23 protein-coding genes are annotated in these 21438 nt (G+C 67.2%); 14 read left to right on the top strand and 9 right to left on the bottom strand.

Going from position 1 to position 21438, the window contains the following annotated elements; genetic code table 11:
* Positions 1–65: 65 nt before the first annotated feature.
* On the bottom strand, positions 66–323 hold the full coding sequence (locus ABB30_RS12845) for a DUF3297 family protein (RefSeq protein WP_057638735.1): 258 nt from the start codon (positions 321–323) through the stop codon (positions 66–68).
* Positions 324–476: 153 nt separating this feature from the next.
* Between ABB30_RS12845 and ABB30_RS12840 the strand changes: the two genes are divergently transcribed.
* Positions 477–1016: a DUF6630 family protein gene (locus ABB30_RS12840; RefSeq protein ID WP_057638734.1), complete on the top strand. Its 540-nt coding sequence runs from the start codon at positions 477–479 to the stop codon at positions 1014–1016.
* Between the two features lie 8 nt (positions 1017–1024).
* On the opposite strand, the gene ABB30_RS12835 is transcribed toward ABB30_RS12840, so the two are convergent.
* From ABB30_RS12835 to msrB, 3 genes are all read right to left on the bottom strand, one after another.
* A complete protein-coding gene (locus ABB30_RS12835) occupies positions 1025–1318 on the bottom strand; it encodes a DUF4031 domain-containing protein (protein ID WP_057638716.1) in 294 nt (97 codons plus the stop codon).
* A gap of 16 nt (positions 1319–1334) precedes the next feature.
* The gene (locus ABB30_RS12830; protein ID WP_057638715.1) at positions 1335–1820 is read right to left on the bottom strand and encodes a hypothetical protein; all 486 of its coding nucleotides are present in this window, start codon (positions 1818–1820) and stop codon (positions 1335–1337) included.
* Positions 1821–1896: 76 nt separating this feature from the next.
* Positions 1897–2394 (bottom strand): peptide-methionine (R)-S-oxide reductase MsrB, encoded by a 498-nt coding sequence (msrB, locus tag ABB30_RS12825; protein ID WP_245626507.1) that lies wholly within the window; start codon positions 2392–2394, stop codon positions 1897–1899.
* 150 nt (positions 2395–2544) lie between these two features.
* On the opposite strand from msrB, the gene ABB30_RS12820 reads away from it, so the two are divergent.
* A complete protein-coding gene (locus tag ABB30_RS12820) occupies positions 2545–2769 on the top strand; it encodes a hypothetical protein (RefSeq protein WP_152980736.1) in 225 nt (74 codons plus the stop codon).
* Between the two features lie 59 nt (positions 2770–2828).
* Here ABB30_RS12820 and ABB30_RS12815 read toward each other — a convergent pair whose 3' ends face one another.
* Positions 2829–3314, bottom strand: a complete 486-nt coding sequence (locus ABB30_RS12815; RefSeq protein ID WP_057638713.1) for a winged helix-turn-helix transcriptional regulator — start codon at positions 3312–3314, stop codon at positions 2829–2831.
* A 68-nt stretch (positions 3315–3382) separates the two neighbouring features.
* Between ABB30_RS12815 and ABB30_RS12810 the strand changes: the two genes are divergently transcribed.
* Together ABB30_RS12810 and alr are read left to right on the top strand one after the other, a co-directional pair.
* The gene (locus tag ABB30_RS12810; protein ID WP_275452402.1) at positions 3383–4765 is read left to right on the top strand and encodes a D-amino acid dehydrogenase; all 1383 of its coding nucleotides are present in this window, start codon (positions 3383–3385) and stop codon (positions 4763–4765) included.
* Positions 4744–5811: an alanine racemase gene (alr, locus tag ABB30_RS12805; protein WP_057638711.1), complete on the top strand. Its 1068-nt coding sequence runs from the start codon at positions 4744–4746 to the stop codon at positions 5809–5811. The genes ABB30_RS12810 and alr overlap by 22 nt, the downstream gene beginning before the upstream one ends.
* Positions 5812–5830: 19 nt before the next feature.
* On the opposite strand, the gene ABB30_RS12800 is transcribed toward alr, so the two are convergent.
* Complete coding sequence (locus ABB30_RS12800) at positions 5831–6421, bottom strand: DUF3016 domain-containing protein (protein ID WP_057638710.1); 591 nt, start codon at positions 6419–6421, stop codon at positions 5831–5833.
* A 220-nt stretch (positions 6422–6641) separates the two neighbouring features.
* Between ABB30_RS12800 and ABB30_RS12795 the strand changes: the two genes are divergently transcribed.
* The 4 genes from ABB30_RS12795 to ABB30_RS12780 all read left to right on the top strand — a co-directional run bounded on the left by ABB30_RS12795 (position 6642) and on the right by ABB30_RS12780 (position 12475).
* On the top strand, positions 6642–8552 hold the full coding sequence (locus ABB30_RS12795; RefSeq protein ID WP_057638709.1) for a PAS domain-containing sensor histidine kinase: 1911 nt from the start codon (positions 6642–6644) through the stop codon (positions 8550–8552).
* 113 nt (positions 8553–8665) lie between these two features.
* Entirely contained in the window at positions 8666–10684 is a 2019-nt protein-coding gene (locus ABB30_RS12790) for a hybrid sensor histidine kinase/response regulator (RefSeq protein WP_057638708.1), read from the top strand.
* 32 nt (positions 10685–10716) lie between these two features.
* Positions 10717–11766, top strand: a complete 1050-nt coding sequence (locus ABB30_RS12785; protein ID WP_057638707.1) for a class I SAM-dependent methyltransferase — start codon at positions 10717–10719, stop codon at positions 11764–11766.
* A gap of 1 nt (position 11767) precedes the next feature.
* Positions 11768–12475: a pseudouridine synthase gene (locus tag ABB30_RS12780; RefSeq protein ID WP_057638706.1), complete on the top strand. Its 708-nt coding sequence runs from the start codon at positions 11768–11770 to the stop codon at positions 12473–12475.
* A 69-nt stretch (positions 12476–12544) separates the two neighbouring features.
* Here ABB30_RS12780 and ABB30_RS12775 read toward each other — a convergent pair whose 3' ends face one another.
* Together ABB30_RS12775 and ABB30_RS12770 are read right to left on the bottom strand one after the other, a co-directional pair.
* The gene (locus ABB30_RS12775; protein WP_057638705.1) at positions 12545–13348 is read right to left on the bottom strand and encodes an SDR family oxidoreductase; all 804 of its coding nucleotides are present in this window, start codon (positions 13346–13348) and stop codon (positions 12545–12547) included.
* A complete protein-coding gene (locus ABB30_RS12770; protein ID WP_083489866.1) occupies positions 13348–13896 on the bottom strand; it encodes a DUF1415 domain-containing protein in 549 nt (182 codons plus the stop codon). Before ABB30_RS12770 ends, ABB30_RS12775 begins: the two co-directional genes overlap by 1 nt.
* A 106-nt stretch (positions 13897–14002) precedes the next feature.
* Here ABB30_RS12770 and ABB30_RS12765 point away from each other — a divergent pair, with 106 nt between their 5' ends.
* Positions 14003–15472, top strand: a complete 1470-nt coding sequence (locus tag ABB30_RS12765) for an aldehyde dehydrogenase family protein (RefSeq protein ID WP_057638703.1) — start codon at positions 14003–14005, stop codon at positions 15470–15472.
* 72 nt (positions 15473–15544) lie between these two features.
* Here the strand turns inward: ABB30_RS12765 and ABB30_RS12760 are convergent, their stop codons facing one another.
* Positions 15545–16030, bottom strand: coding sequence for a YajQ family cyclic di-GMP-binding protein (locus ABB30_RS12760; RefSeq protein WP_057638702.1), 486 nt, complete (start codon positions 16028–16030; stop codon positions 15545–15547).
* A gap of 119 nt (positions 16031–16149) precedes the next feature.
* On the opposite strand from ABB30_RS12760, the gene ABB30_RS12755 reads away from it, so the two are divergent.
* From ABB30_RS12755 to lipB, 5 genes are all read left to right on the top strand, one after another.
* Positions 16150–17049 carry a DMT family transporter gene (locus ABB30_RS12755; protein WP_057638701.1) on the top strand — a complete coding sequence of 300 codons (900 nt, stop codon included), beginning with the start codon at positions 16150–16152 and terminating at the stop codon, positions 17047–17049.
* A 267-nt stretch (positions 17050–17316) separates the two neighbouring features.
* Positions 17317–18282: a CsgG/HfaB family protein gene (locus tag ABB30_RS12750; protein ID WP_057638700.1), complete on the top strand. Its 966-nt coding sequence runs from the start codon at positions 17317–17319 to the stop codon at positions 18280–18282.
* Positions 18283–18570: 288 nt separating this feature from the next.
* Positions 18571–20382, top strand: a complete 1812-nt coding sequence (locus tag ABB30_RS16880; RefSeq protein ID WP_161808862.1) for a CsgG/HfaB family protein — start codon at positions 18571–18573, stop codon at positions 20380–20382.
* 79 nt (positions 20383–20461) lie between these two features.
* On the top strand, positions 20462–20740 hold the full coding sequence (locus ABB30_RS12740) for a DUF493 family protein (RefSeq protein ID WP_057638698.1): 279 nt from the start codon (positions 20462–20464) through the stop codon (positions 20738–20740).
* Positions 20728–21432: a lipoyl(octanoyl) transferase LipB gene (gene lipB / locus ABB30_RS12735; RefSeq protein ID WP_057638697.1), complete on the top strand. Its 705-nt coding sequence runs from the start codon at positions 20728–20730 to the stop codon at positions 21430–21432. The genes ABB30_RS12740 and lipB overlap by 13 nt, the downstream gene beginning before the upstream one ends.
* Positions 21433–21438 lie beyond the last annotated feature (6 nt).

The raw sequence follows: 21438 nt of genomic DNA, 5'->3' as shown, positions 1-21438 counted from the left end.
GCCAGAGGATGAAACAAGACAGGGCCGCAATGCGGCCCTGTCTGGTTGCGGCAAACCTGGCGCGCTTATTCGGCGGCTTCGGCAGCCGGCTGCAGCCAGTACGGCTCGACCGCACCGCGCAGCTTCAGGGTCATCGGGTTGCCGCGGCGGTCACGCGCCTTGCCGGCCTGCACGCGCACCCAGCCTTCGGACACGGAGTATTCCTCCACGTCCATGCGCTCGTTGCCGTTGAAGCGCACGCCAACACCGCGCTCGAGGGCAGCGGCATCGTGATGGGGGCTGCGGGGGTCGACCGCCAGGCGGTCCGGGGGAGTCAGGCTCATGGTGATTTCTTCATCTGCCAGCGGCAACCGCGCCGCCTTCTAGGCCGCCAAGGATAAACGCTGGCGGGCCGGCGCAGGGGCAGGCCCTTCCGCTGGCCTGAACGCAGGGGCAGAATCGACACCCGTTTGCGCGCCATCTTCAAGGAACCCGCCATGCCCGACAACAGTGCCGATTACGAAAACGACGAAGGCTTGCTGGCCGACTTCGAGGAAGACGATGGCGCGGCCCGGGTCTGGAACCTGCTGTGGCTGATCAACCCCGGTGACGAGGATGCCGCCCTGCAGCAGTTTGACGCCCTGCGCGAACAGCTCGGTGGCGAGGTCGACCCGGACAGTGATGACTGGCAGCCGCTGCTGCGCGAGGTGATCGACTGGCGCGCCGGTTTCCATGTCGGCCGCAATGACATCGAAGCCCTGGTCACCGCCATCGATGAGCTGGCCGCGCGCTGGAACCTGCGGGTGGAGTGGGGCGGGGACTTCGACGATGAGGACTTCACCGCCGATCTTGACGTGCATGCGCTGATGGCCATCGCCCACGACAGCCTGCGTGAACACGGCTACACCCTGTGGAGCTGGAACACCGATGGCGAGGGCCATGCCGGCTGGATGGCGCTGAGCCGCGACGACGAGGCCATGCTGGCCCTGTGCTCGCTGCTGGGGGTGGAAGTGCGCCCGGGTACCGACGCGTTCTGAAGCCCGGCTCAGGCGACCGGTGGCGGCTCGGGCTGCCACTGTTCGCGGGCCCGGGCAATCACCGCGCGCAGCTGCGCACGGTCGGTATGGCGCGACAGCGGCACCGTGCCCAGGGCAATGGCCAGTGGGCGCAGGTGGGCCGGGATGTCGTAATGCACGCCGCTGGCCTTGTTCTGGAAGGCCCGTTGCGGGATGCCCAGTCGCTGGGCCATGGCGTGCAGCTCGCCCACCGTATCGGCCATCAGATGGGCCCAGCGCAGGCCGCGCCAGCGGTGCACGGCGTCATCGACGTACACAGCCATGCGCGGCCTCCGTGGATCAGGCCTTGTCGGCCTTGCTGTCTTCGTCAGCCGGGACTTCCTCGGCGACGGCAACGTCGGTGGCTTCTTCGCCGTCGACTTCTTCGGCTTCAGCCGCTTCCTTGGCCTGGTCGAACTCGGCCACCAGCTTGCCGATGTACTCCTCGGCGGTGACGCCGTCAGCTTCGGCCAGCGAGGCAACGATCTGCTTCATCGCTTCGGAGGTTTCCAGGGTGACCTTGCGGCCTTCGGCTTCCTGCACGTTGGCCATGTGCTGCAGCATGGCCAGCATCGGCACCGGGTTTTCGGCGCTGCCCATGGTCTGGCCACCGATGGCCAGCAGCCACTGGCGGTTCTGCAGGCCGATGGCGGCCACCACCTGGTCCTGGTCATCGACCAGCACGGCGTGGTTCTGCACCTGCTCGCGCTGGTTCAGGCGCAGGAACGGGCGCTTGCCCTGCTGTTTCTTGCGGGTGTCGCGCTTGGCCTTGGATTTCTGGGACATGTCGGTGCCTGATAAACGTGGAAAACGCCCATTGTAACGGCTTCGGCAGCCGCCTCAGGACCATGGCGTGGCCTGTTCAGCCGGCCAGCAAGGCCGTTTCACCGCGTTGCAGCGGGTCGGGCAGACGATCGCCGCTGGCCACGAACTGCAGGCAGACCGAATTCAGGCAATGGCGCTCGAAGCTCGGCGGCGGGCCGTCGGGGAACACATGGCCCAGATGGCTGGCGCAGCGGGTGCAGGTGATCTCGGTGCGGAGCATGCCGTGGCTGGTATCGGTGATGCGGCCCAGGTGGCGTTCATCCAGCGGGGCAAAGAACGAGGGCCAGCCGGTGCCCGAGTCGAACTTGGTGGAGGAGGCGAACAACGGCAGGCCGCACAACCGGCAGCAGTAGTGGCCGGTCTGCTTGTTGTCCAGAAAAACCCCGCAAAATGGGGCTTCGGTGCCGTGGGCCAACAGCACACGGCGTTCTTCCGGGGTCAGCCCGGCCTGCAGCTGCGCGCGCTGGGCATCGCTGGGCGGGGAAAGGTCGAAGGGCATGGCGGTCTCCGGGTTCAGGTGAATGCTGGCTGTCATGGACTGCGCAGTCAGTGAAGCGTAGGTGCAGGGTTTACATCGGTTTGCCAATTGTCTAACACCGGCGCGCCCACTGTGGACCTGCCCCGGCAGCTTGGCACTGTGCAGCTGCCGCTGGCTCCCCCGAAGCAAGGCAACGAGGTAGATGTCATGAACAACAAGCAGCAGCCCGGCAAGTTCCCGCCGCAGGAAATCCAGCCGCGTGACAACAACACCCAGCGTCAGCAGAACCAGCAGCAGTGGGAGCAGTCCGACCAACAGGAACAGCAGCGTCAGCAGGAACAGCAGCAGTGGGATGAACAGCATCCGGGCCAGCAGCGCAAGCCCGGCCAGCAGCAGGAAAAACAGCGCAACGATCCCAGCCAGCAACGCTGACGCCCCGTAACGACAATTGATCCGAAGGCGGCGCCGGTGTGCGCCGCCTTTGTCGTGCGTCAGTCGGCAATGGGCAGGGCCAGGGTCTCCTTGACCTCCTCCATCACGATGTAGCTCTTGGATTCGCGCACGTGCGGCAGGGTCAGCAGGGTGGAGCCGAGCAGCTTGCGGTAGGAGGCCATCTCGCTGATGCGGGCCTTGATCAGGTAGTCGAAATCGCCGGAGACCAGGTGGCACTCCAGCACATTGGGCAGGCGCAGGGCGGCGCGGCGGAACTCCTCGAAGATGTCGCCGGACTTGTAGGCCAGGGAGATTTCCACGAACACCAGCAGCGAGTGTTTCATCAGCTGCGGGTCCAGCCGGGCGTAGTAGCCGCTGATGATGCCGTCGCGCTCCAGGCGGCGTACCCGCTCGGTGCAGGGGGTGGTGGACAGGCCCACGCGTTCGCCCAGTTCAGTGAAGGAAATGCGGCCCTCGGCCTGCAGGATGCGCAGGATCTTGCGGTCGATCTTGTCCAGTTCACGGCGGCGGGTGGGGGTGGACATCTGTGGCTCCGGCATTTTTCAGAAAGAATGCCTGAATAACGCTTTCAATACAGGGATTAGTTCTGTAAATGCGGTCATATACTGCGCCACTTCTGGTCTTTCCTGCTGTCGTGGCAGTGGATCATCCCGTTTGCAGTGGAGTCCTTCAGATGCATGTTCTCGTCCTCGGCGGCGGCGTGGTGGGTGTCACCAGTGCCTGGTACCTGTCCCGGGCCGGTTACCAGGTCACGGTGGTCGACCGCCAGCCCGGCCCGGCGCTGGAAACCAGCTTTGCCAATGCCGGCCAGCTGTCCTTCGGCTACACCTCGCCGTGGGCGGCACCGGGCATTCCGCTGAAGGCGGTGAAGTGGCTGTTCGAGGAGCATGCGCCGCTGGCAATCAAGCCGACGGCCGACCCGGCCCAGTACCGCTGGTTGCTGGCCATGCTGCGCAACTGCACCGCGCAGCGCTATGCGATCAACAAGGCGCGCATGGTGCGCATGTCCGATTACAGCCGTGACTGCATCAATGCCCTGCGCGAGCAGACCGGCATCGATTATGAAGGCCGCACCCTGGGCACCACCCAGCTGTTCCGTACCCAGCAGCAGCTGGATGCCGCCGCCGCCGACATCGCGGTGCTGGCGCAATACGGCGTGCCCTACCAGGTGCTGGACCGCGACGGCATCATTGCCGCCGAACCGGCCCTGGCCGCGGTGGCCGACAAGCTGGTCGGCGCATTGCGCCTGCCCGAGGACCAGACCGGCGATTGCCAGCTGTTCACCACCCGCCTGGCGGCGATGGCCGCTGCGGCCGGGGTGCAGTTCCGCTATGGCCAGCAGATCGAGGCGCTGGAATCGGACGGTCAGCGCATCACCGCGGTGCGCATCAACGGCCAGCGCGAAACCGCCGACCAGTACGTGGTGGCACTGGGCAGCTACAGCCCGGCACTGGTGTGCCCGCTGGGCCTGCCGCTGCCGGTGTATCCGCTCAAGGGCTATTCGCTGACCCTGCCGGTGACCAACCCGGACATGGCCCCGGCCTCGACCATCCTGGACGAGAGCTACAAGATCGCGGTGACCCGTTTCAACGAGCGCATCCGCGTCGGCGGCATGGCCGAGGTGGCCGGGTTTGACCTGTCCCTGTCGGCCAAGCGCCGCGCCACCCTGGAGTTGGTGGTGCGCGACCTCTACCCGCAGGGCGGTGACCTGTCGGCGGCGACCTTCTGGACCGGCCTGCGCCCGGCCACCCCGGACGGCACTCCGGTGATCGGCGCCACGCCGTACTCCAACCTGTTCCTGAACACCGGCCACGGCACGCTGGGCTGGACCATGGCCTGCGGTTCGGGCAAGTACCTGGCCGATATCATGGGCGGTCGTGCCCCTGAAATCAGTACAGAAGGTTTGAGTGTCTATCGTTATCTGGGCAGCCGTGCCCGTGAGGAGGCTGCCGCATGCGCCCGGCCCACGCTGTAATTGACCTTCAGGCGCTGCGCCACAACTACCGCCTGGCCCGCCAGCTCGGTGGTGGCAAGGCGCTGGCCATCGTCAAGGCCGATGCCTACGGCCATGGGGCAGTGCGCTGTGCCCAGGCCCTGGCCGATGAGGCCGACGGCTTTGGTGTGGCCTGCATTGAAGAGGCACTGGAGCTGCGCGCTGCCGGCATCACTGGCCCGATCGTGTTGCTGGAAGGCTGTTTTGAACCCAGCGAGCTGGAGCTGGTCATTGCCCATGACCTGTGGCCGGCGGTGTCCACGCCCGAGCAGGTGCAGGCCATCTGCGAGCTGCGCACCCAGGCGCGGCTGACCCTGTGGCTGAAACTGGATTCGGGCATGCACCGGCTGGGGCTGTCGCCGTCGCAGTTCCGTGCCGCGCATGCGCAGCTGTCGGCCCTGCCGCATGTGGCCACTATCGTGATGATGAGCCACCTGGCCCGTGCCGATGAGCTGGATTGCCCGCGTACCGAGCAGCAGCTGGCGGTGTTCAATGCCGCCACGACCGGCCTGTCCGGGCAGACCAGCCTGTGCAATTCGCCGGCCCTGCTGGGCTGGCCGCAGGTGCGCAGTGACTGGGTGCGTCCGGGCCTGATGCTGTACGGCGCCGACCCGTTTGCCCATGCCACAGATGCCAGTGCGCAGCTGCGCCCGGTGATGGCGTTGCGCTCGAAGATCATTGCCGTGCGCGAGCTGGCCGTGGGCGAGCCGCTGGGCTATGGCGCCCGCTTTGTTGCCGACAAGCCGACCCGGGTCGGGGTGGTGGCCATGGGCTATGCCGATGGTTACCCGCAGTTCGCCCCCAACGGCACCCCGGTGCTGATCGACGGGGTACGTGGGCGGCTGATCGGCCGGGTCTCGATGGACATGCTCACCGTGGACCTGAGTGACCACCCGCAGGCGGTGGTCGGCACCGCGGTGGAGCTGTGGGGCTGTGACATTACCCTGGCCGAACTGGCGCCGATCTGCGCCACCAGTGCCTACCGCCTGCCGTGCGGGCTGAAGCGGGTGCCGCGCCACTACCGTTGAGGGCGCGGTCCGAGGCGGCTTACTTCCGGCCCTGGGCGAGCTGGCCGGAAGTGGCCGGCAGCGCCTGCTGCAACCAGCGGTCGATCAGGCGCTTTTCATGGCGCAGGGAATCGTTGCGGTAGCGCACCATGCTGCCGCTGCCGTGCAAAAACCCCAGGTCACGCAGGGTCTGCTGCTGGCTCTCCAGGACCTGGCCCTGCGCATCGAGCAGGCGGTAGGAGAGGGTGATCTGCGGCGGATAGATGTCGCGCACGTAGCGCGTATCGCTGAGGCGGGGGCCGCGCCAGGGCTCGTAGTCACCGGCCAGGTCGATATCCACGATGTCCACTTCCAGACGCTGGCCGTCGGCCAGCCTCGGGCTGGCCTGGCTGGCCAGGTGCTCGGCCAGCTCGAACACCCAGTTGCCACGAGCTGCTTCCCAACGGTTGCCGCTGTGGGTGAGCTCGGTGAATTTGGCCGGGTCGCCCCATTGCACCAGGACCGGCCCATCGGTGCCCACGGTGCGCGGGGCAGCGGCATCGGTGACGTGGCGTGGGGTGGCCGCCTGAGCAGCCAATGGCCACAGCAGGCACAGCAGGCACAGCATCAAACCAGGAATCAGGGCGCGCATCGGCGTTCTCCACGGGTGATCCATGCCTGGCAGTGTGGCCCGGGCCAGCAGGGCGGGGCAAGCCGGCGTGTTTGGGCTGAGTTGATTTTTCCGACAGCTTGCATTCATCCTAGCCGCTGGGGTCTGGTTCTCGAGAACGCGCGTGTCCTTGCCACTGGATCATCAGCACACTGACGGATCGGCACCAGAGCAGACAGGTGCTTACTGGGCCGGGCGGATTGTGGAAGCCAACCGGGTCGGGATTGCGATCCTGCGTTGCGGGGCGGACAACGACGCGCATTTTGTCCATGCCAACGGCATGTTCAACCGGCTGACGCGATTGACGCCCAGCCCGGGTGACAGCCTGCGCCAACTGGCGCCATTGCTGGAAGACGAATGGTTCGAACTGCTGGCCCGGGTGGCCGGCAGCGGTCGCGCCAGTGCGCTGGAACGGCGCATCGGCGGACGCTCGCGCTGGCTGGCCATTGATGTGTCGGCTCTGGACGGCGAGCCGGGCCTGCTCGGCATCACCGTGCGCAACATCAGCAGCCGCAAACGCCGCGAGCAGGAAGTCCACGACAAGAAGCAGCGTTACCGGGCCTTGGTCGATGGCCTGCCGTTGCCGGTCTGGGTGATCGGTGCCGATGGCCAGGTGCAGTTCGTCAACAGCGTGTTCGAGACCTTCTTCGGCCCACCACAAAGCCGCGAGCATGCCGTGATGTGGTCGCACTTCCTGCACCCGGAGGACATTGCCGGCTTTGAACACCTGATCCAGCGGGCCTTGTCCGAACGCAGCGAGCTGGCCAGCCTGGTGCGTGGCCGGCGCGCCGATGGCCAGTGGCGCTGGCTGGAGATCAGCGTGGTGCCGCGCTTCTCGCGCATGGGCCGGTTCCTGGGTATGGCCGGCAACAGCCGTGACATCACCGATCGTCGCGAGCTGGAACAGGCCAACGAGCAACTGCTGCGCGCCGAGCGCGTGGCCCGTTCGGCCGCCGAGTCCACCGCGCGGCTGAAGGACGAGTTCATGGCCACCATTTCCCATGAGCTGCGCACCCCGTTGACCACGGTGCTGGGCTGGAGCGAGATGCTGCTGCAGCGAATGCGGCCGGAGGATGCCAACTACAAGGGTTTGAAGGTCATCACCACCAGTGCGCAGGCGCTCAAGCGCCTGATCGGCGACATGCTCGACCTCAGCGGCATGCTGCTGGGCAAGTTGAAACTGGACATGGAAGTGCTGGACCTGGCCAGCGAGGTGCGCGACGCGGTGCGCTCGTTGGACCTGGCCGCCGCCGAGCGCCGGCTGCAGGTGCGCCTGCACCTGCCATCCAGTGAATGCCCGGTACTGGGTGACCAGACCCGCCTGCAGCAGGTGCTGTGGAACCTGCTGTCCAATGCGGCCAAGTTCACCGACGAGGGCGGGGTGATTGACATCACCATGGACAAGCAGGGCAGCAATTACCGCCTGCGCATCACCGACAGCGGGGTCGGCATCGCCGAGGAGTTCCTGCCGCATCTGTTCTCGCGCTTCCGCCAGGCCGATGGCACCACCACCCGGCGTTACGGCGGCCTGGGCCTGGGCCTGTCGATCGTGCAGCAGCTCATTGACCTGCATGGCGGCAAGGTCAGCGCCTCCAGCCCGGGCATCGGTGCCGGGGCCACCTTCACCGTGCTGCTGCCGGCCCTGGCCCGCAGTGGCCAGGCCGCGCGCGCGCCGCGTGGCAGCCGGCGCACCGTGATCAAGGCGGTGGGTACCGATTCGGACACCCTGGCCAACCTGCGCCTGCTGCTGGTGGACGACCAGAAGGAAATCATCGAATTGCTGCGCCAGTCACTGGAGCGCCACGGCGCCCAGGTGCATACGGCCAGCAGTGCGGCCGAAGCGCTGCGCATGATCGGTGGCAGTGACCATGCCCGTTATGACGTGGTGCTCAGCGATATCGGCATGCCCGGCATGGACGGCTACGGCATGGTGCGCACCATCCGCGAGGATCTGGGCCTGCCGGCTTCGGTCCTGCCGATCATCGCGGTGACCGCCCTGGCCCGCAGCGATGACCGCCAGCGGGCGTTGGACAATGGTTTCCAGGCCCATGTGACCAAGCCCTGTAACCTGGCCGTCCTGCTGGCCGAAATACGTGCGGTGCTGCCGCGTTGAAGCAGGTACGGCATCACATTTTCATCACGATGCCGTGAACTAATTTTCACCTCTTGCCAGATGCGCCGCTGGGGACACGTGCGCATGCTGATCGGTACGCAGGGGGGCGGGGCATGGAAACCAATCAACTGGCTGATGCCCCGGAGCGGGTGTTGGCATGGAAGCAGGCAGTCATCCAGGCCAGCAGCGGGGCATTGATCCTGTTGCAGGTCACCCATCTGGTGGCGTCGCGCCACTGGGATGCATTGGTGCTGCAGGGAACCATTGCCCGTGCCTGGGAGGACGGCATGTTGTTGCTCCCGGGGGTGTCCCTGCGCGAGAAGTGTCCGGGGCTGGAGAAACAGTGGCCGCAGGCTTTCGAACAGGCCATCTACAGCGGCAAGGTCGTGCGTCTGGAATGTTCCCGGATCCAGCCCGGACGCTGGACCCAGGTCGATGTGGTGCCGGTGGATGCCAGCCAGAACATCGTCGGCCTGCTGGCCCAGGACATCACCCTGCTGCGTCAGCGCGAAACCGAGGTTACCGAGCGCAAGCACCACTACCGCAGCGTGATCGACCGCATGCCGTTGCCGATCTGGGGGGTCAATGCTCATGGCGTGGTGCAGTACGTCAACAGCCGTTTTGACACCTTCTTCGGCATGTTCTGCAGCAGCGGCAAGGTCGCCTGGGCCAATCTGATCCACCCCGATGACTACGAGCACTTCATGCTGCGCCTGCGCCTGGCCCTGGAGAACGTCAGTGATTTCAGCGCGGTGGTGCGCGGGCGGCGTGCCGATGGGCAGTGGCGCTGGCTGGAGGTGCAGGCCAATGCCTGCTTCTCGGTCAAGGGCGAGTTGATCGGCCTGGATGGCAGCTTCCGTGACGTCACCGAGCACCATGCCCTGGTACAGGCACGCGATGACCTGCTGGAGAGCGAGCGCGCCGCGCGCATCACTGCCGAGACCAGCACCCGGATCAAGGATGAGTTCCTGGCCACGCTGTCGCACGAGATGCGCACGCCGTTGACCACCATCCTGGGCTGGACCGAGCTGCTGCTGGCCAAGGCCGACCCGGCCGACATGCAGTACCGCGGGTTGTCGGTGATCTCCTCCAGTGCCGAAACCCTGAGCCGGTTGATCTCGGACATGCTTGATCTCAGCGGCATGCTGGTGGGCAAGCTGTACCTGGACCTCAAGCCGGTCCTGCTGGGGGAGGCCCTGCGCGAGGCGGTCACCGCACTGGAGGGCTCGGAGCGCTCGGGCCGCGAGCCGATCAGCCTGATCCTGCCCGAGCAGGAGGTCTGGGTGCTGGGCGACACGGCGCGTCTGCGCCAGGTGTTCTGGAACCTGTTGTCCAATGCGCGCAAGTTCACCAGCCACAGCCGTGATGGGCAGATCACCCTGGCCCTGGAGGTGGAGGCCGGGCAGTGCCGGGTGGCGGTGCGCGACAACGGCACCGGCATCGCGCCGGAATTCCTGCCGCACCTGTTTGAACGTTTCAGCCAGGCCGATGCCAGTACCACCCGCCGCCATGGCGGCCTGGGCCTGGGCCTGGCCATCGTGCAGCAGCTGGTAGGCCTGCATGGTGGCAAGGTTTCGGTCAGCAGCGAGGGCCTGGGACGCGGCAGCTGCTTTGTGGTCCAGTTGCCGCTGCTGCAACAGTGCGATGGGACACCGGGCGAAGGCGGGGCGGACCGCGCCGGGGCCGGCGCACTGGTGGTGGGTACCGACTCGCAGGTGCTTGAGGGCTACCGTCTGCTGCTGGTGGATGATCAGCCGGACATCCTGGAATACCTGGGCCAGGCCTTGCGCCGGCACGGTGCGCAGATCGAGCTTGCCGCCTCGGGCAACCAGGCCCTGCAGCTGATTGCCAGCCATCCGGCCGACCATTACCGGGCCGTGCTGTCGGACATCAGCATGCCGGGCATGGACGGCTACAGCCTGGCCCGCGCGGTGCGTCAGGACCTGTACCTGAGCGCGCAATACCTGCCGATGATCGCCATCACCGCCCTGGCCCGCGAAAGTGACTGCCGTGATGCCCTGGCCAATGGCTTCCAGGCGGTGGTCACCAAGCCCTGCAACCTGGCCGACCTGGTGACTGAAATCCTGCGCTGCTGCCGGCTTGAACACGGCCAGCGCCTGCGCACCGGGTAGAATGCCCGCCCCTGTTGTCGCCGTGCCTGCCGATGTCCAATGTTGCCCATGCTCCGCTCAAGACCCTGACCCTGCCGTTTGCCCGTGGCGAACTGGCATGGCCGGCCAGCGGCAAGGTTGCCTGCCTGCGCGCCCGCGCCGGCCTGGAACTGCCTGACGGCGTCAGCCCGGCCTCGATTGCTGCCGAGCAGAGCTATTTCCCGCAGATGCAGGCATTGCGCTTGGCCGGCTGGGACGTCAGCGATACCCTGGATGGCCGCGACGGCCAGTTCGACCTGGTGCTGGTGCTCTCGCCGCGGCAGAAGGACGAGGCGCGTGCGGTGTTTGCCCGCGCCCTGGCGCTGTGCGCGCCGGGCGGGCGGATCGTGGCCTGCCAGCACAATGATGAGGGTGCCCGCTCCGGTGAGGCCGACCTGAAGGCATTGGCCGGCCTGGGTGGCAGCCTGACCAAGAACCATTGCCGGGTGTTCTGGACCCTGCCGCTGGGCGGCCAGCACGATGCCGCCCTGGCCAGCCGCTGGCTGGCCGCCGAGGCGCCGCGCAGCATTGCCGGTGGCCGTTTCACCTCGCGTCCGGGCGTGTTTGCCTGGGACCGCATCGACCCGGCCAGCGCCCTGCTGGTGGAACATCTGCCTTCGACCCTGGCCGGCATCGGTGCCGATCTGGGAGCCGGTTGGGGCTACCTGTCGGCCGAGGTCCTGGAGCGCTGCGCGAAGGTGACCCGGATCGATCTGTACGAGGCCGAAGGCCGCGCCCTGGCCCTGGCCCGGCACAACCTGGCCGCTGCCGGTGAACGCGCCACCTTCCACTGGGCCGATGTCAGCGCCGGGCTGGCCGGCAAGTACGACTTCGTGGTCACCAACCCGCCGTTCCACACCACCAACCGTACCGGCCGCCCGGAGCTGGGGCAGTCCTTCATCAAGGCTGCCGCCGATGGCCTGCGCCAAGGCGGGCGTCTGCTGCTGGTGGCCAACCGCCACCTGCCTTACGAGGAAGTGCTGGGCGAGCGCTTCAGCCAGATCGACGTGCTGGCCGAGCGCGATGGTTTCAAGCTGATCAGTGCAATCAAGGCAGGTCGTTGAGATGAAGGTCAAACTGCTGCGCTACCTGGCCAATCTGGGTTATGGCACCCGCCGCGATGTGGAGTGGATGCTGCGCGAGGGCCGGGTCACCGATGCCGATGGCGAGGTGCTGTACGGCGATGACAAGGTGCCGCACGAGGTGATCCGCATCGATGGCGAGCCGCTGGACCCGGCTCCGGGCATGGTCGTGCTGCTCAACAAGCCGACCGGGGTGACCTGCTCGACCAAGGACCAGGGCCGGCTGGTGTATGACCTGCTGCCCGAGCGCTTTGCCCGCCGCGCCCCCAACCTGTCCACCGTGGGCCGGCTGGACCGTGATACCTCCGGCCTGCTGCTGCTCACCGATGACGGCCAGCTGCTGCACCGGATCACCTCGCCCAAGAGCGGCCTGGACAAGATCTACGAGGCGACCCTGGCCCAGGACCTGCGCGGCGATGAAGGCGCGATCTTTGCCAGTGGCGAGCTGATGCTGGAAGGCGAGCACAAGCCGCTGCTGCCGGCCGAGCTGGAAGTGACTGGCCCGCGCACGGCCCGCCTGACCCTGCATGAGGGGCGTTACCATCAGGTTCGCCGCATGTTCGCCGCCGTTGGCAACCACGTCGAGGCGCTGCACCGCGCCCATGTCGGTGGTCTGGACCTGGACGGGCTCGAGCCGGGGCAGTGGAAGCTGCTGCAACCGGCCGACATCGAGCGCCTGTTCGGCCGCTGATCCCTGGCTGCGGCATGGGCCGATGCAACTAAGAACGCCGCGATCATCGCGGCGTTTTTGGTTGCGGGCTCAGGGCGCGTAGTGCATGACCCGGCTCATGCCGCCATCGGCAATGAACTCCTGGCCGGTGACAAAACCGGCCAGCCCGCTGAGCAGGAACACGGTCAGGTGGCCGATGTCCTGCGGCTGGCCGATGCGCCCGGCCGGGTGCTGGGCATGGTCGATCGGCCGTTGCTGCGGTGTGCTCCAGCGTGAGGGTGCCTGCCAATCGGCGGTTTCCACCCAGCCCGGGGTGATCGCGTTGACCCGCACGGCCGGGCCCTCGCTCACCGCCAGCGCATGGCTGAAGGCCAGCAGGCCGCCCTTGGCGGCGGCATAGGCCTCGCTGTGCGGCTCGGACTGGTGGGCACGGGTGGAGGCGATGTTGACCACTGCGCCCTGGCCACTGGCGCGCAAGGCGGGCAGGGCCGCGCGGCAGCACAGGAATGCCCCGTGCAGGCTGGACAGGCCGCGCTGCCAGTCGTCCCAGCTGGCTGCCTCCAGCGGCGGCAGGTGCGGGTCGGCCACGCCGGCATTGTTGACCAGGCCGTCGAGGCGGCCGAAATGGGCCAGTACCCGGGCGATGCCGGCTTCCACGCTTTCTGGTGCGGTGACATCCAGGGGCACGGCAAGTGCGCGTTGTCCCACCTGCCAATCAGCCAGGCAGGCGTCCAGCCCATGCTGGTCACGGTCGGCAATGGCCACGCTGCCGCCGGCACCGAGCACGGCCTGGGCAATGCCACGGCCGATGCCGTTGCCACCGCCGGTGACCAGGATCACGCGCCCGGCCAGCGGCTGCGCCGGCCATTTGGCAATGCCAGGCACGCTGGCCATCAGTCCTCGGCCAGCAGGCGCTTGAAACCCTCGGCGCCGAGCTTGTCCAGGGTGGCGATATTGCGCTCCACGATCACATCCGGGTCGGGGAAGGCGGCCACGGCACGCTCCACGCTGTCCTCGCGCAGCAGGTGCAGGGTCGGGAAGGGGGCGCGGTTGGTGTAGTTGGAGGCATCCTCGGCGTGGGTGCCGTCGAACTGGTAATCCGGGTGGAAGCTGGCCACCTGCAGGATGCCGGACAGGTCCAGCGCTTCCACCGCCGCATCGGCGTTGTCCAGGAAGTCGTTGTAGTCCAAAAAATCGGTGAGCACGTCCGGGTGGATGATCAAGGTGGTGTCGATCTGCTCGGCCGGGGTGTCACGCAGCAGCAGCAGTTCCTCGGCCAGCTGCTCGATCAGCGCTTCGGGCGTGGTTGCATCGGAGAGCACGAAACGGACCTGGTTCTTGACGTACACCGCCTTGGCGAACGGGCACAGGTTCAGGCCAATCACCGCCTTTTCCAGCCAGCGGCGGGTCAGGGCGATCGGATCAATGGCGGTGTCGTTCATGGGCAGGCTCCGTACAGGGGGCGTCATTGTAGGCGCTGGCGCCGGTTCACCCTGTGCTGGGTCGTGGCAAGGCAGTCTGCAACGGGTTTTCACCGGAAGCAGGGCCATGTCAGACAGTGCAGCGTTGTTGCCTTCCTCGTTGTGGCAGGAGCGGTTGTTTTGCGGCCGCTGGGTCGAAGGCGCCAGTACCGCCGAGGTATGCGAGCCGGCCAGTGGCCAGCGCCTGGGGGCCGTGGCCCTGACCGACGCGCAGGGCATGAGCCGGGCCTGTGCCGATGCCGCCGCCGCGCAGCCGGCCTGGGCGGCACTGGGCTACGAGCAGCGGGCAGCGGTGCTGCGCCGGGCCGGTGAACTGGCCGCGCTGCACAGCGAGGAGATCGCGATGTGGCTGACCCGCGAAGGCGGCTCCAGCCGGATCAAGGCCGGTACCGAGGCGGCCATCACCGCCAAGTGCCTGCTGCAGGCCAGCCAGCTGCCCTCGGCCAGCCAGGGCGACGTGCTGCCCAGCAGTGACGGCAGCCTGAGCCTGGCCCGGCGCCGTCCGCTGGGGGTGGTCGGGGTGATCCCGCCGTTCAATTTCCCGCTGTACCTGGCCATGCGCGCGGTGGCCCCGGCCCTGGCCGTGGGCAATGCGGTGGTGCTCAAGCCCGACCCACGCACGGCCGTGTGCGGCGGGGTGGTGATCGCGCGCCTGTTCGAGCTGGCCGGTTTGCCGGCCGGGGCGCTGCAGGTGCTGCCCGGCGATGGCGCGGTCGGCGCGGTGATGACCAGCGACGCACATGTCGCGGCGATCCAGTTCACCGGCTCCACCGCGGCCGGGCGCAAGGTCGGCGAGGCGTGCGGCAAGCACCTGAAGAAGGTCTCGCTGGAGCTGGGTGGCAAGAATGCGCTGTTGATCCTTGATGATGCCGATCTGGACCTGGCGGTGAACAATGCGGCCTGGGGCAGCTTCCTGCACCAAGGGCAGATCTGCATGGCCACCGGGCGCATCTTGGTCCAGCGTTCGCTGTATCCGGCCTTCCTGGACAAGCTGTTGGCCAAGCTCAAGACCATCGGCGTGGGTGACCCCTGGGCCGAGCCGGGCGTGTTGGTTGGCCCGCTGATCAATGCCGCCCAGCGTGACAGCTGCGACCGCATCGTGCAGGCGTCCGTTGCTGCCGGGGCGCGCCTGCTGGCCGGCGGCAGCCATCAGGGCCTGATTTACCAGCCCACGGTGCTGGCCGATGTGGCCCCGGGCAACCCGGCCTTCGACGAGGAGATCTTCGGCCCGGTGGCCGTGGTCACCCCGTTCGATACCGACGCCGACGGCATTGCCCTGGCCAACCAGGGCCCGTACGGGCTTTCGATGGGGGTGATCACCGGCAACATCGGCCGGGTGCTGGCCTTTGCCGACCAGCTGCAGGCCGGCCTGCTGCACATCAACGACCAGACCGTGAAGGACGAGGTGATCGAGCCGTTCGGCGGGGTCGGGGCCTCGGGCAATGGCACCAGCGTGGGCGGCCTGGCCAACTGGGAGGAATTCACCCAGTGGCAGTGGCTGACCATCCGCCCGCAGCCGGTGGCCTATCCGGTCTGAGCCGGGATCGAGGTGCCACGGCAAAACAAAGGCCCGCCATTGGCGGGCCTTTGTCATCGTGCAGGTGCAGGATCAGTCGCGGAAGTTTTCAAACTGCAGCGGCTGCTCGAATTCGCCCTTGCGCAGCAGGCCCATCACTTCCTGCAGGTCATCGCGCTTCTTGCCGTTCACACGCAGCTTGTCGCCGTTGATCTGGGTGTCCACCTTGATCTTGGCTTCCTTGATCCTGGCGGCAATCTGCTTGGCCAGCTTCTGCTCGATGCCCTGCTTGACCGTGACCGACTGGCGGGCGCCGCCCAGGTTGGTTTCGATGTCGCCGAATTCCAGGCAGCGGAAGTCGATCTGGCGGGCACCCAGGCGCTGCTTGAGGATGTCGGCCATCTGGGTGATCTGGAAATCCGACGGGGCGGTCAGCTTGATCAGCTTTTCATCTTCCAGTTCGAACTTGGCGTCCACACCCTTGAAGTCAAAGCGGGTGGACAGCTCGCGGTTGGCCTGGTCCACGGCATTGGTCAGCTCGTGCTTGTTCACTTCGGAAACGACGTCAAAGGAAGGCATGGGCCCACTCCATGTAATGAATGACTGCCGCCCATTCTAGGCGATGGCCGCATCCTGCGGCCTTGCCTGATCACGCCGTGCGCGTGTGCCGGCGGGCAGGGCGGCGGATAATGCCGGGCATGACTGTCGAAAAATCCCCCGTCCGCGCCATCGTCTGGATGCTTGCCGCCGTGGCCGTGTTCTCCTTGATGGATACGGCGATGAAACTGCTGGCTGCCCATTACCCGACCCTGCAGGTCACCACCCTGCGCGGGGCGGCCTCGTTGCCGTTCGTGCTGGCCTGGGTGCTGGCCACCGCCGGGGCGCGCTCGATCATCCCGCGGCGCTGGAGCCTGCACCTGCTGCGCGGGGTGCTGGGCATGGTGATGATCGGCTGCTTCGTCTATGCCCTGCGCACCTTGCCGCTGTCCACCGCCTACACCCTGTACTTCGTCTCGCCCCTGCTGGTGGCCGCGCTGTCGGTGCCGCTGCTGGGCGAGCATGTCGGCCCACGGCGCTGGGCCGCGATCGGGGTCGGCCTGCTCGGCGTGCTGATCGTGCTGCGTCCGGGCGGGGAAGGGATCATCTCCCTGCCCGGGCTGATGGTGATCGCCGCGGCCAGTGCCTACGCGGTGGGGGCGATCACGGTCAGCCTGCTCACCCGTACCGATACCCCGCAATCGATGGTGGTCTGGTTCCTGGTGCTGATGGCGGCCGGTGCCGGGGTGATGGCCTGGCCGAACTGGCAACCGATCGACTGGGCTGCCCACGGCTGGCTGATTGCCGGGCTGGGCCTGAGCGGGGCGATTGGCCAGGTGGCCCTGACCCGGGCCTTCCAGCTCGGCCAGGCCTCGGTGATCGCGCCGCTGGAATACACCGGCCTGCTCTGGGTGATCGGCTGGGACCTGCTGCTGTGGAACGTGCTGCCTGATCGCTGGACCTGGCTGGGTGGTGCGGTGATCGTGGCCAGCGGCCTGTACCTGCTGCACCGCGAGCGGGTGCAGCGGGCCCGGCAGAAAGCCCCGCTGGACCATCCGTGATTTCCGCTGCACCTGTCAGGCTGGGCCGGGGGGGCTGCCGCACGCCCTGATCGACAGTCGCGCCGGGCACTGACCCATGCCCGGGTCAGGCGTACCTGTAGGCGCAAACGGGCACTGCCTAGTCTGGACTGGTACGCAACGTGATGCGTGCCTGCACCGGGACATCTGCCGTTGCAGCGTACTTCCTGCTGCCGGCGCCCTGCCCGCAGGGGAGGTGGTCATGACCCTCCCCGGTACTGACGCCGGGGCTCACCCGGAGGTGTATGTATGGGCAGGATCCCGCTCGCCGCGATGGCGGCAGGTGTCGTTGGTGTATGGCTGCTGGCCGGCTGGCAACCCGCCGAGGCCCGTTTTTCCACCGGCAGCCGGGCACAGCAGCAGCGCCAGCAGGCCAGTGCGCAGATACCGGTGTGCCAGCGCCCGCTGGGCACGCTGTCGGTGGTCGAGCCGGAGGTCGGCAGCCATTGGTGGAGCGGCTACCAGTTGCCCGAGCCATCGCGGCTGATCAAGGCCTACGTCGCCCGTTCGCGCTGTTTCACCCTGGTCGATCGCGGCAGCGGCATGGCCGCCAGCCAGTACGAGCGTGACCTGGCCGCCGATGGCCAACTGCGCAACCGTTCCAATGTCGGCCGCGGCCAGGTGCGCGCCGCCGATTACGTCATGGTTCCGGATCTGGTCTCGCACAACGCCGATGCCGGGGGCAATGCCATCGGTGGCCTGCTCAGCGGCCTGGTCGGGGGGCGGGCCGGGCAGGTCATCGGCGGCATGAACCTGCGCAGCAAGACCGCCGATGTGGTGCTCTCGGTCACCGATGTGCGTTCCTCCGAACAGGTCGCCGTAGCCGAGGGTTCGGCGCGCAAGAACGACATCAGCTTCAGTGGCCGGGGCAGCAGCTGGGGCAGCAGCCTGAGCAGTGCCGGGGTCGGCGGCTATGCCAATACCGAAATGGGCCAGGTCATCGCCATGGCCTATCTGCATGCCTACACCCAGGTCATCGACCAGCTTGGCGGTCTGCCGGCTGACGCCTCGGCGGCCGGTGCGCAGCAGGCCATGCGCATGACCCGCAGCGGCCGCCTGCTCGCAGACGCCCAGGGGCGGGGGCAGGTACGCGCGCTGGAGGCGGGGATGCTGCTCTACCCACTGGGTGGGCGCGAAGGCCTGCTGATCGAGGTCGAGGACGAGCTGGGCAACAAGGGCTGGATCAGCAGCGAATCGGTGGAACTGGCGCGCTGAGCAGGCGCCGCTGGCAGGCCGGCCCCGGTCGCTGCAGCACCGGGGCAGATTGCTGCCGTAGCGTGGATACGCGGCGATCCTGGCCTGGATTTCCCGTAAAACTGAGCGGTCGATCAGATTTTTACCGCAGATTTCACAATTTCCTTCAAGAGTCAGTGACCCCTGTCGATATTTTTTGATGCATTCACATCTTGTATAGTTATGTGAATGCTGGTGATCCGCTGCTGCGCCTCGGTGTGTGGCGATCGCTGCCAAGGCGCCAGACGCCATCAATCCAGGGGAAACATCGTGAAGAAGGAACTACTCGCTACGGCGATGGGCGCGGTATTGGCCGGGCTTGCCACCGCTCCGGCCGACGCATTGGAATTTGTCCGCAAGGAACGTGGGCTGTTGGGGTCTGGTGCCCTGTCCTACCTGCTGCCGATCCCGACCAGCCGTGGCCAGGAGCGCCCGGAAGCGCGGATGTTGAGCAAGCGTCAGGTCGAGGCGATCAACGAGGGCAAGGTCGACCTGCCCAAGTGCGTTGCCGCCGAGGGCAGCCTGCGCATTGTCGAGCCGGATGATGGCCAGGCCCTGTGGGCCAGCTATGGCCTGCCGATGCCGACCCGCATGCTGCGTTCGTTCGTGACCGAGTCCGGTTGCTGGATGGTGCTGGATCGTGGCGTTGGCTTTGCCGCGGCGCAGGCCGAGCGTGAGCTGGCTTCGGGCGGGCATCTGCAGCGTGGTTCCAACCTGGGCGGCGGGCAGATGCTGGCCGCCGATTACATCCTGATCCCGGACATCGTCTCGCAGAACGCCAATGCCGGCGGGCGCAATTTCGGTGCCGGCGGTGGCGGCTCGGCCGGCGGCCTGGGCCGCCTGATGCTCGGTGGTGGCGGTTCCAGCCGGCAGAAGACCGTGTCGGTGATGCTGACCATGGTCGATTCGCGCACCTCCGAAGTGCTGGCGACCTCGACCGGCTCGGCCGAAGTCAGCGACCGCCAGTGGCAGCTGATGGCCTCCGGTGCCGGCAAGGCGGGCCTGGCCTCGGGCCAGGGCAACATTTCTGCCGGTGCCTATGAAAATACCGAGATGGGCACCGTCATCCGTGCCGCCTATCACCAGGCCTTCCACCAGATGCTGTTCGATCTGGAGCCGATGGACATGCGCGCCCGCGTCCAGGCCGCGCCGCAGGCCAGCCAGCAGCGTGATGTTGCCCAGGCCAGTGCCTACGGCACCGGTGGTTCCCCGACCATGACCACCTCGTCGGCCCCGGCGCAGATGCAGCTGGACCAGCATGCGGCACACACCCAGATCCACACCCAGCAGATCCAGCAGATCCAGCAGCTGCGTCAGGGCAACCAGCAGCCGCAGCAGCTGGAGCAGCAGCAGATGTACCAGCAGCAGATGCAGCAGCAACAGATGCTGCAACAGCAGTACCTGCAGCAGAACCAGCAGAATCCGCAGTATCAGCAGGCCAGCCCGCAGGGCCTGGTCATGAACGGCAATGTGGTACCGGCTGCCGGTGTCGGCCAGGCCCTGGTGCAGGGGGCGGTACAGCAGGTGGCCGGGCAGATGCTGCCGGCCGGTGCGACCCAGCTGGCGGGCCAGGTGATCCAGGGCGCCCAGCAGGGCAACCTCGGCCAGGCCCTGGTGCAGGGGGCGGTACAGCAGGTGGCCGGGCAGATGCTGCCGGCCGGTGCGACCCAGCTGGCCGGTCAGGTGATGCAGGGGGCTCAGCAAGGAAACCTCGGCCAGGCCCTGGTGCAGGGGGCAGTGCAGCAGGTGGCCGGGCAGATGCTGCCGGCCGGTGCGACCCAGCTGGCAGGTCAGGTGATCCAGGGCGCCCAGCAGGGCAACCTCGGTCAGGCTCTGGTGCAGGGTGCTGTTCAGCAGTTGGCCAGCACCGGTGCCGGGACCAATACGGTGATGGTGCTGCGGGTGCCGGCCAATTTCATGGCCGATCCCAGTGGCAACGGCAGCGTCATGCGCGTGCTGCAGCCGGGTGAAACCTTGGCCCGTCTGGGCGCCCAGGCCGGCATGCTGCAGGTGCGCGACACCAGCGGCATCATCGGCTGGGTCCCGGCTGACACCATTGCCGACCTGATCAACGCGCAGTAACCAGTGGCAGGATGCCGTGTGCCATTGGTGACGGCGTCCCTCACTTGGGTTTACCGGGTTGCGCCCCGATAATAGGGGCATGGAAATCAAGTCTGACAACCCCGATCACGGCTTCCAGTTCCCCGGTGTGTTCGAGCTCAGCGTCATGGGCACCGCCGGCATCGGCCTGGAAAGCGAACTTCCCATCCTGCTCGAGCGTGGCGGTGTGGTGATCCAGCGCGAGAAGATCAGCTGGAAGCACTCCTCCAACGGCAAGTATGTCTCGGTACGCATCTGCTTCCAGGCCGAGAGCCGCGAGCACTACGACACCGTGCATGAGGCCCTGCGCAGCCATCCGCATGTGAAGTGGACCCTGTGACCGCTGACGGCCCGGCCGTGGCTGCCGCCCCGGCGGTGCACACGGCGCTGGTGCGCGAGCTGGGCCGGCAAAGCTATGTCCCGGTGTGGAAGGCGATGTCGGCCTTCACCGACGTGCGCGACGGCCAGACCCCGGACGAACTGTGGGTGGTCGAGCACGACCCTGTGTTCACCCTGGGCCAGGCGGGCAAGCCCGAACACGTCCTTGCCCCCGGGGACATCCCGGTGGTGCAGGTCGATCGTGGTGGCCAGGTGACCTATCACGGCCCCGGCCAGCTGGTGGTCTACCCGCTGCTGGACCTGCACCGCCTCGGTATCGGGGTGCGCGAGTACGTGTGCCGGATCGAGCAGGCCATCATCGACACCCTGGACCACTGGAACATCCAGGCCGAGCGTCAGGACGGTGCGCCGGGGGTGTATGTGGCCGGCGCCAAGATCGCCGCGCTGGGCATCCGCGTGCGCCGCGGGCGTACCTTCCATGGCCTGTCCTTCAATGTGGCCATGGACCTGGAACCGTTCCTGCGCATCAACCCCTGCGGCTACGCCGGGATGCGCGTGACCACGGTGCTAGACTTGGGCGGCCCATCATCGATGGACAGCCTCAAGGCCGTGTTGCTGGAGCAACTGGCCAAGCAGTTCGGGTTGACCCTGGTGGCCACGCCAGACCTGCCTGACCTTTCCGCGCACCCGTAAGCCGTC

Source organism: Stenotrophomonas ginsengisoli (assembly GCF_001431485.1).
GTDB classification, from domain to species: domain Bacteria; phylum Pseudomonadota; class Gammaproteobacteria; order Xanthomonadales; family Xanthomonadaceae; genus Stenotrophomonas; species Stenotrophomonas ginsengisoli.
Note: the sequence above shows the minus strand (reverse complement) of the source record. Positions and strands in the feature narration are given on the sequence as shown.

Coding starts and splice junctions, on each gene's coding strand:
- ABB30_RS12790 (WP_057638708.1), top strand. CDS start 8,666: ATGGAAACCAATCAACTGGCTGATGCCCCGGAGCGGGTGTTGGCATGG.
- ABB30_RS12755 (WP_057638701.1), top strand. CDS start 16,150: ATGACTGTCGAAAAATCCCCCGTCCGCGCCATCGTCTGGATGCTTGCC.
- msrB (WP_245626507.1), bottom strand. CDS start 2,394: ATGACAGCCAGCATTCACCTGAACCCGGAGACCGCCATGCCCTTCGAC.
- ABB30_RS12785 (WP_057638707.1), top strand. CDS start 10,717: ATGTCCAATGTTGCCCATGCTCCGCTCAAGACCCTGACCCTGCCGTTT.
- alr (WP_057638711.1), top strand. CDS start 4,744: ATGCGCCCGGCCCACGCTGTAATTGACCTTCAGGCGCTGCGCCACAAC.
- ABB30_RS12765 (WP_057638703.1), top strand. CDS start 14,003: ATGTCAGACAGTGCAGCGTTGTTGCCTTCCTCGTTGTGGCAGGAGCGG.
- ABB30_RS12775 (WP_057638705.1), bottom strand. CDS start 13,348: ATGGCCAGCGTGCCTGGCATTGCCAAATGGCCGGCGCAGCCGCTGGCC.
- ABB30_RS12830 (WP_057638715.1), bottom strand. CDS start 1,820: ATGTCCCAGAAATCCAAGGCCAAGCGCGACACCCGCAAGAAACAGCAG.
- ABB30_RS12780 (WP_057638706.1), top strand. CDS start 11,768: ATGAAGGTCAAACTGCTGCGCTACCTGGCCAATCTGGGTTATGGCACC.
- ABB30_RS12750 (WP_057638700.1), top strand. CDS start 17,317: ATGGGCAGGATCCCGCTCGCCGCGATGGCGGCAGGTGTCGTTGGTGTA.
- ABB30_RS12840 (WP_057638734.1), top strand. CDS start 477: ATGCCCGACAACAGTGCCGATTACGAAAACGACGAAGGCTTGCTGGCC.
- ABB30_RS12815 (WP_057638713.1), bottom strand. CDS start 3,314: ATGTCCACCCCCACCCGCCGCCGTGAACTGGACAAGATCGACCGCAAG.
- ABB30_RS12820 (WP_152980736.1), top strand. CDS start 2,545: ATGAACAACAAGCAGCAGCCCGGCAAGTTCCCGCCGCAGGAAATCCAG.
- ABB30_RS12740 (WP_057638698.1), top strand. CDS start 20,462: ATGGAAATCAAGTCTGACAACCCCGATCACGGCTTCCAGTTCCCCGGT.
- ABB30_RS12800 (WP_057638710.1), bottom strand. CDS start 6,421: ATGCGCGCCCTGATTCCTGGTTTGATGCTGTGCCTGCTGTGCCTGCTG.
- ABB30_RS12770 (WP_083489866.1), bottom strand. CDS start 13,896: ATGAACGACACCGCCATTGATCCGATCGCCCTGACCCGCCGCTGGCTG.
- ABB30_RS12760 (WP_057638702.1), bottom strand. CDS start 16,030: ATGCCTTCCTTTGACGTCGTTTCCGAAGTGAACAAGCACGAGCTGACC.
- ABB30_RS12845 (WP_057638735.1), bottom strand. CDS start 323: ATGAGCCTGACTCCCCCGGACCGCCTGGCGGTCGACCCCCGCAGCCCC.
- ABB30_RS12810 (WP_275452402.1), top strand. CDS start 3,383: ATGCGGTCATATACTGCGCCACTTCTGGTCTTTCCTGCTGTCGTGGCA.
- ABB30_RS12835 (WP_057638716.1), bottom strand. CDS start 1,318: ATGGCTGTGTACGTCGATGACGCCGTGCACCGCTGGCGCGGCCTGCGC.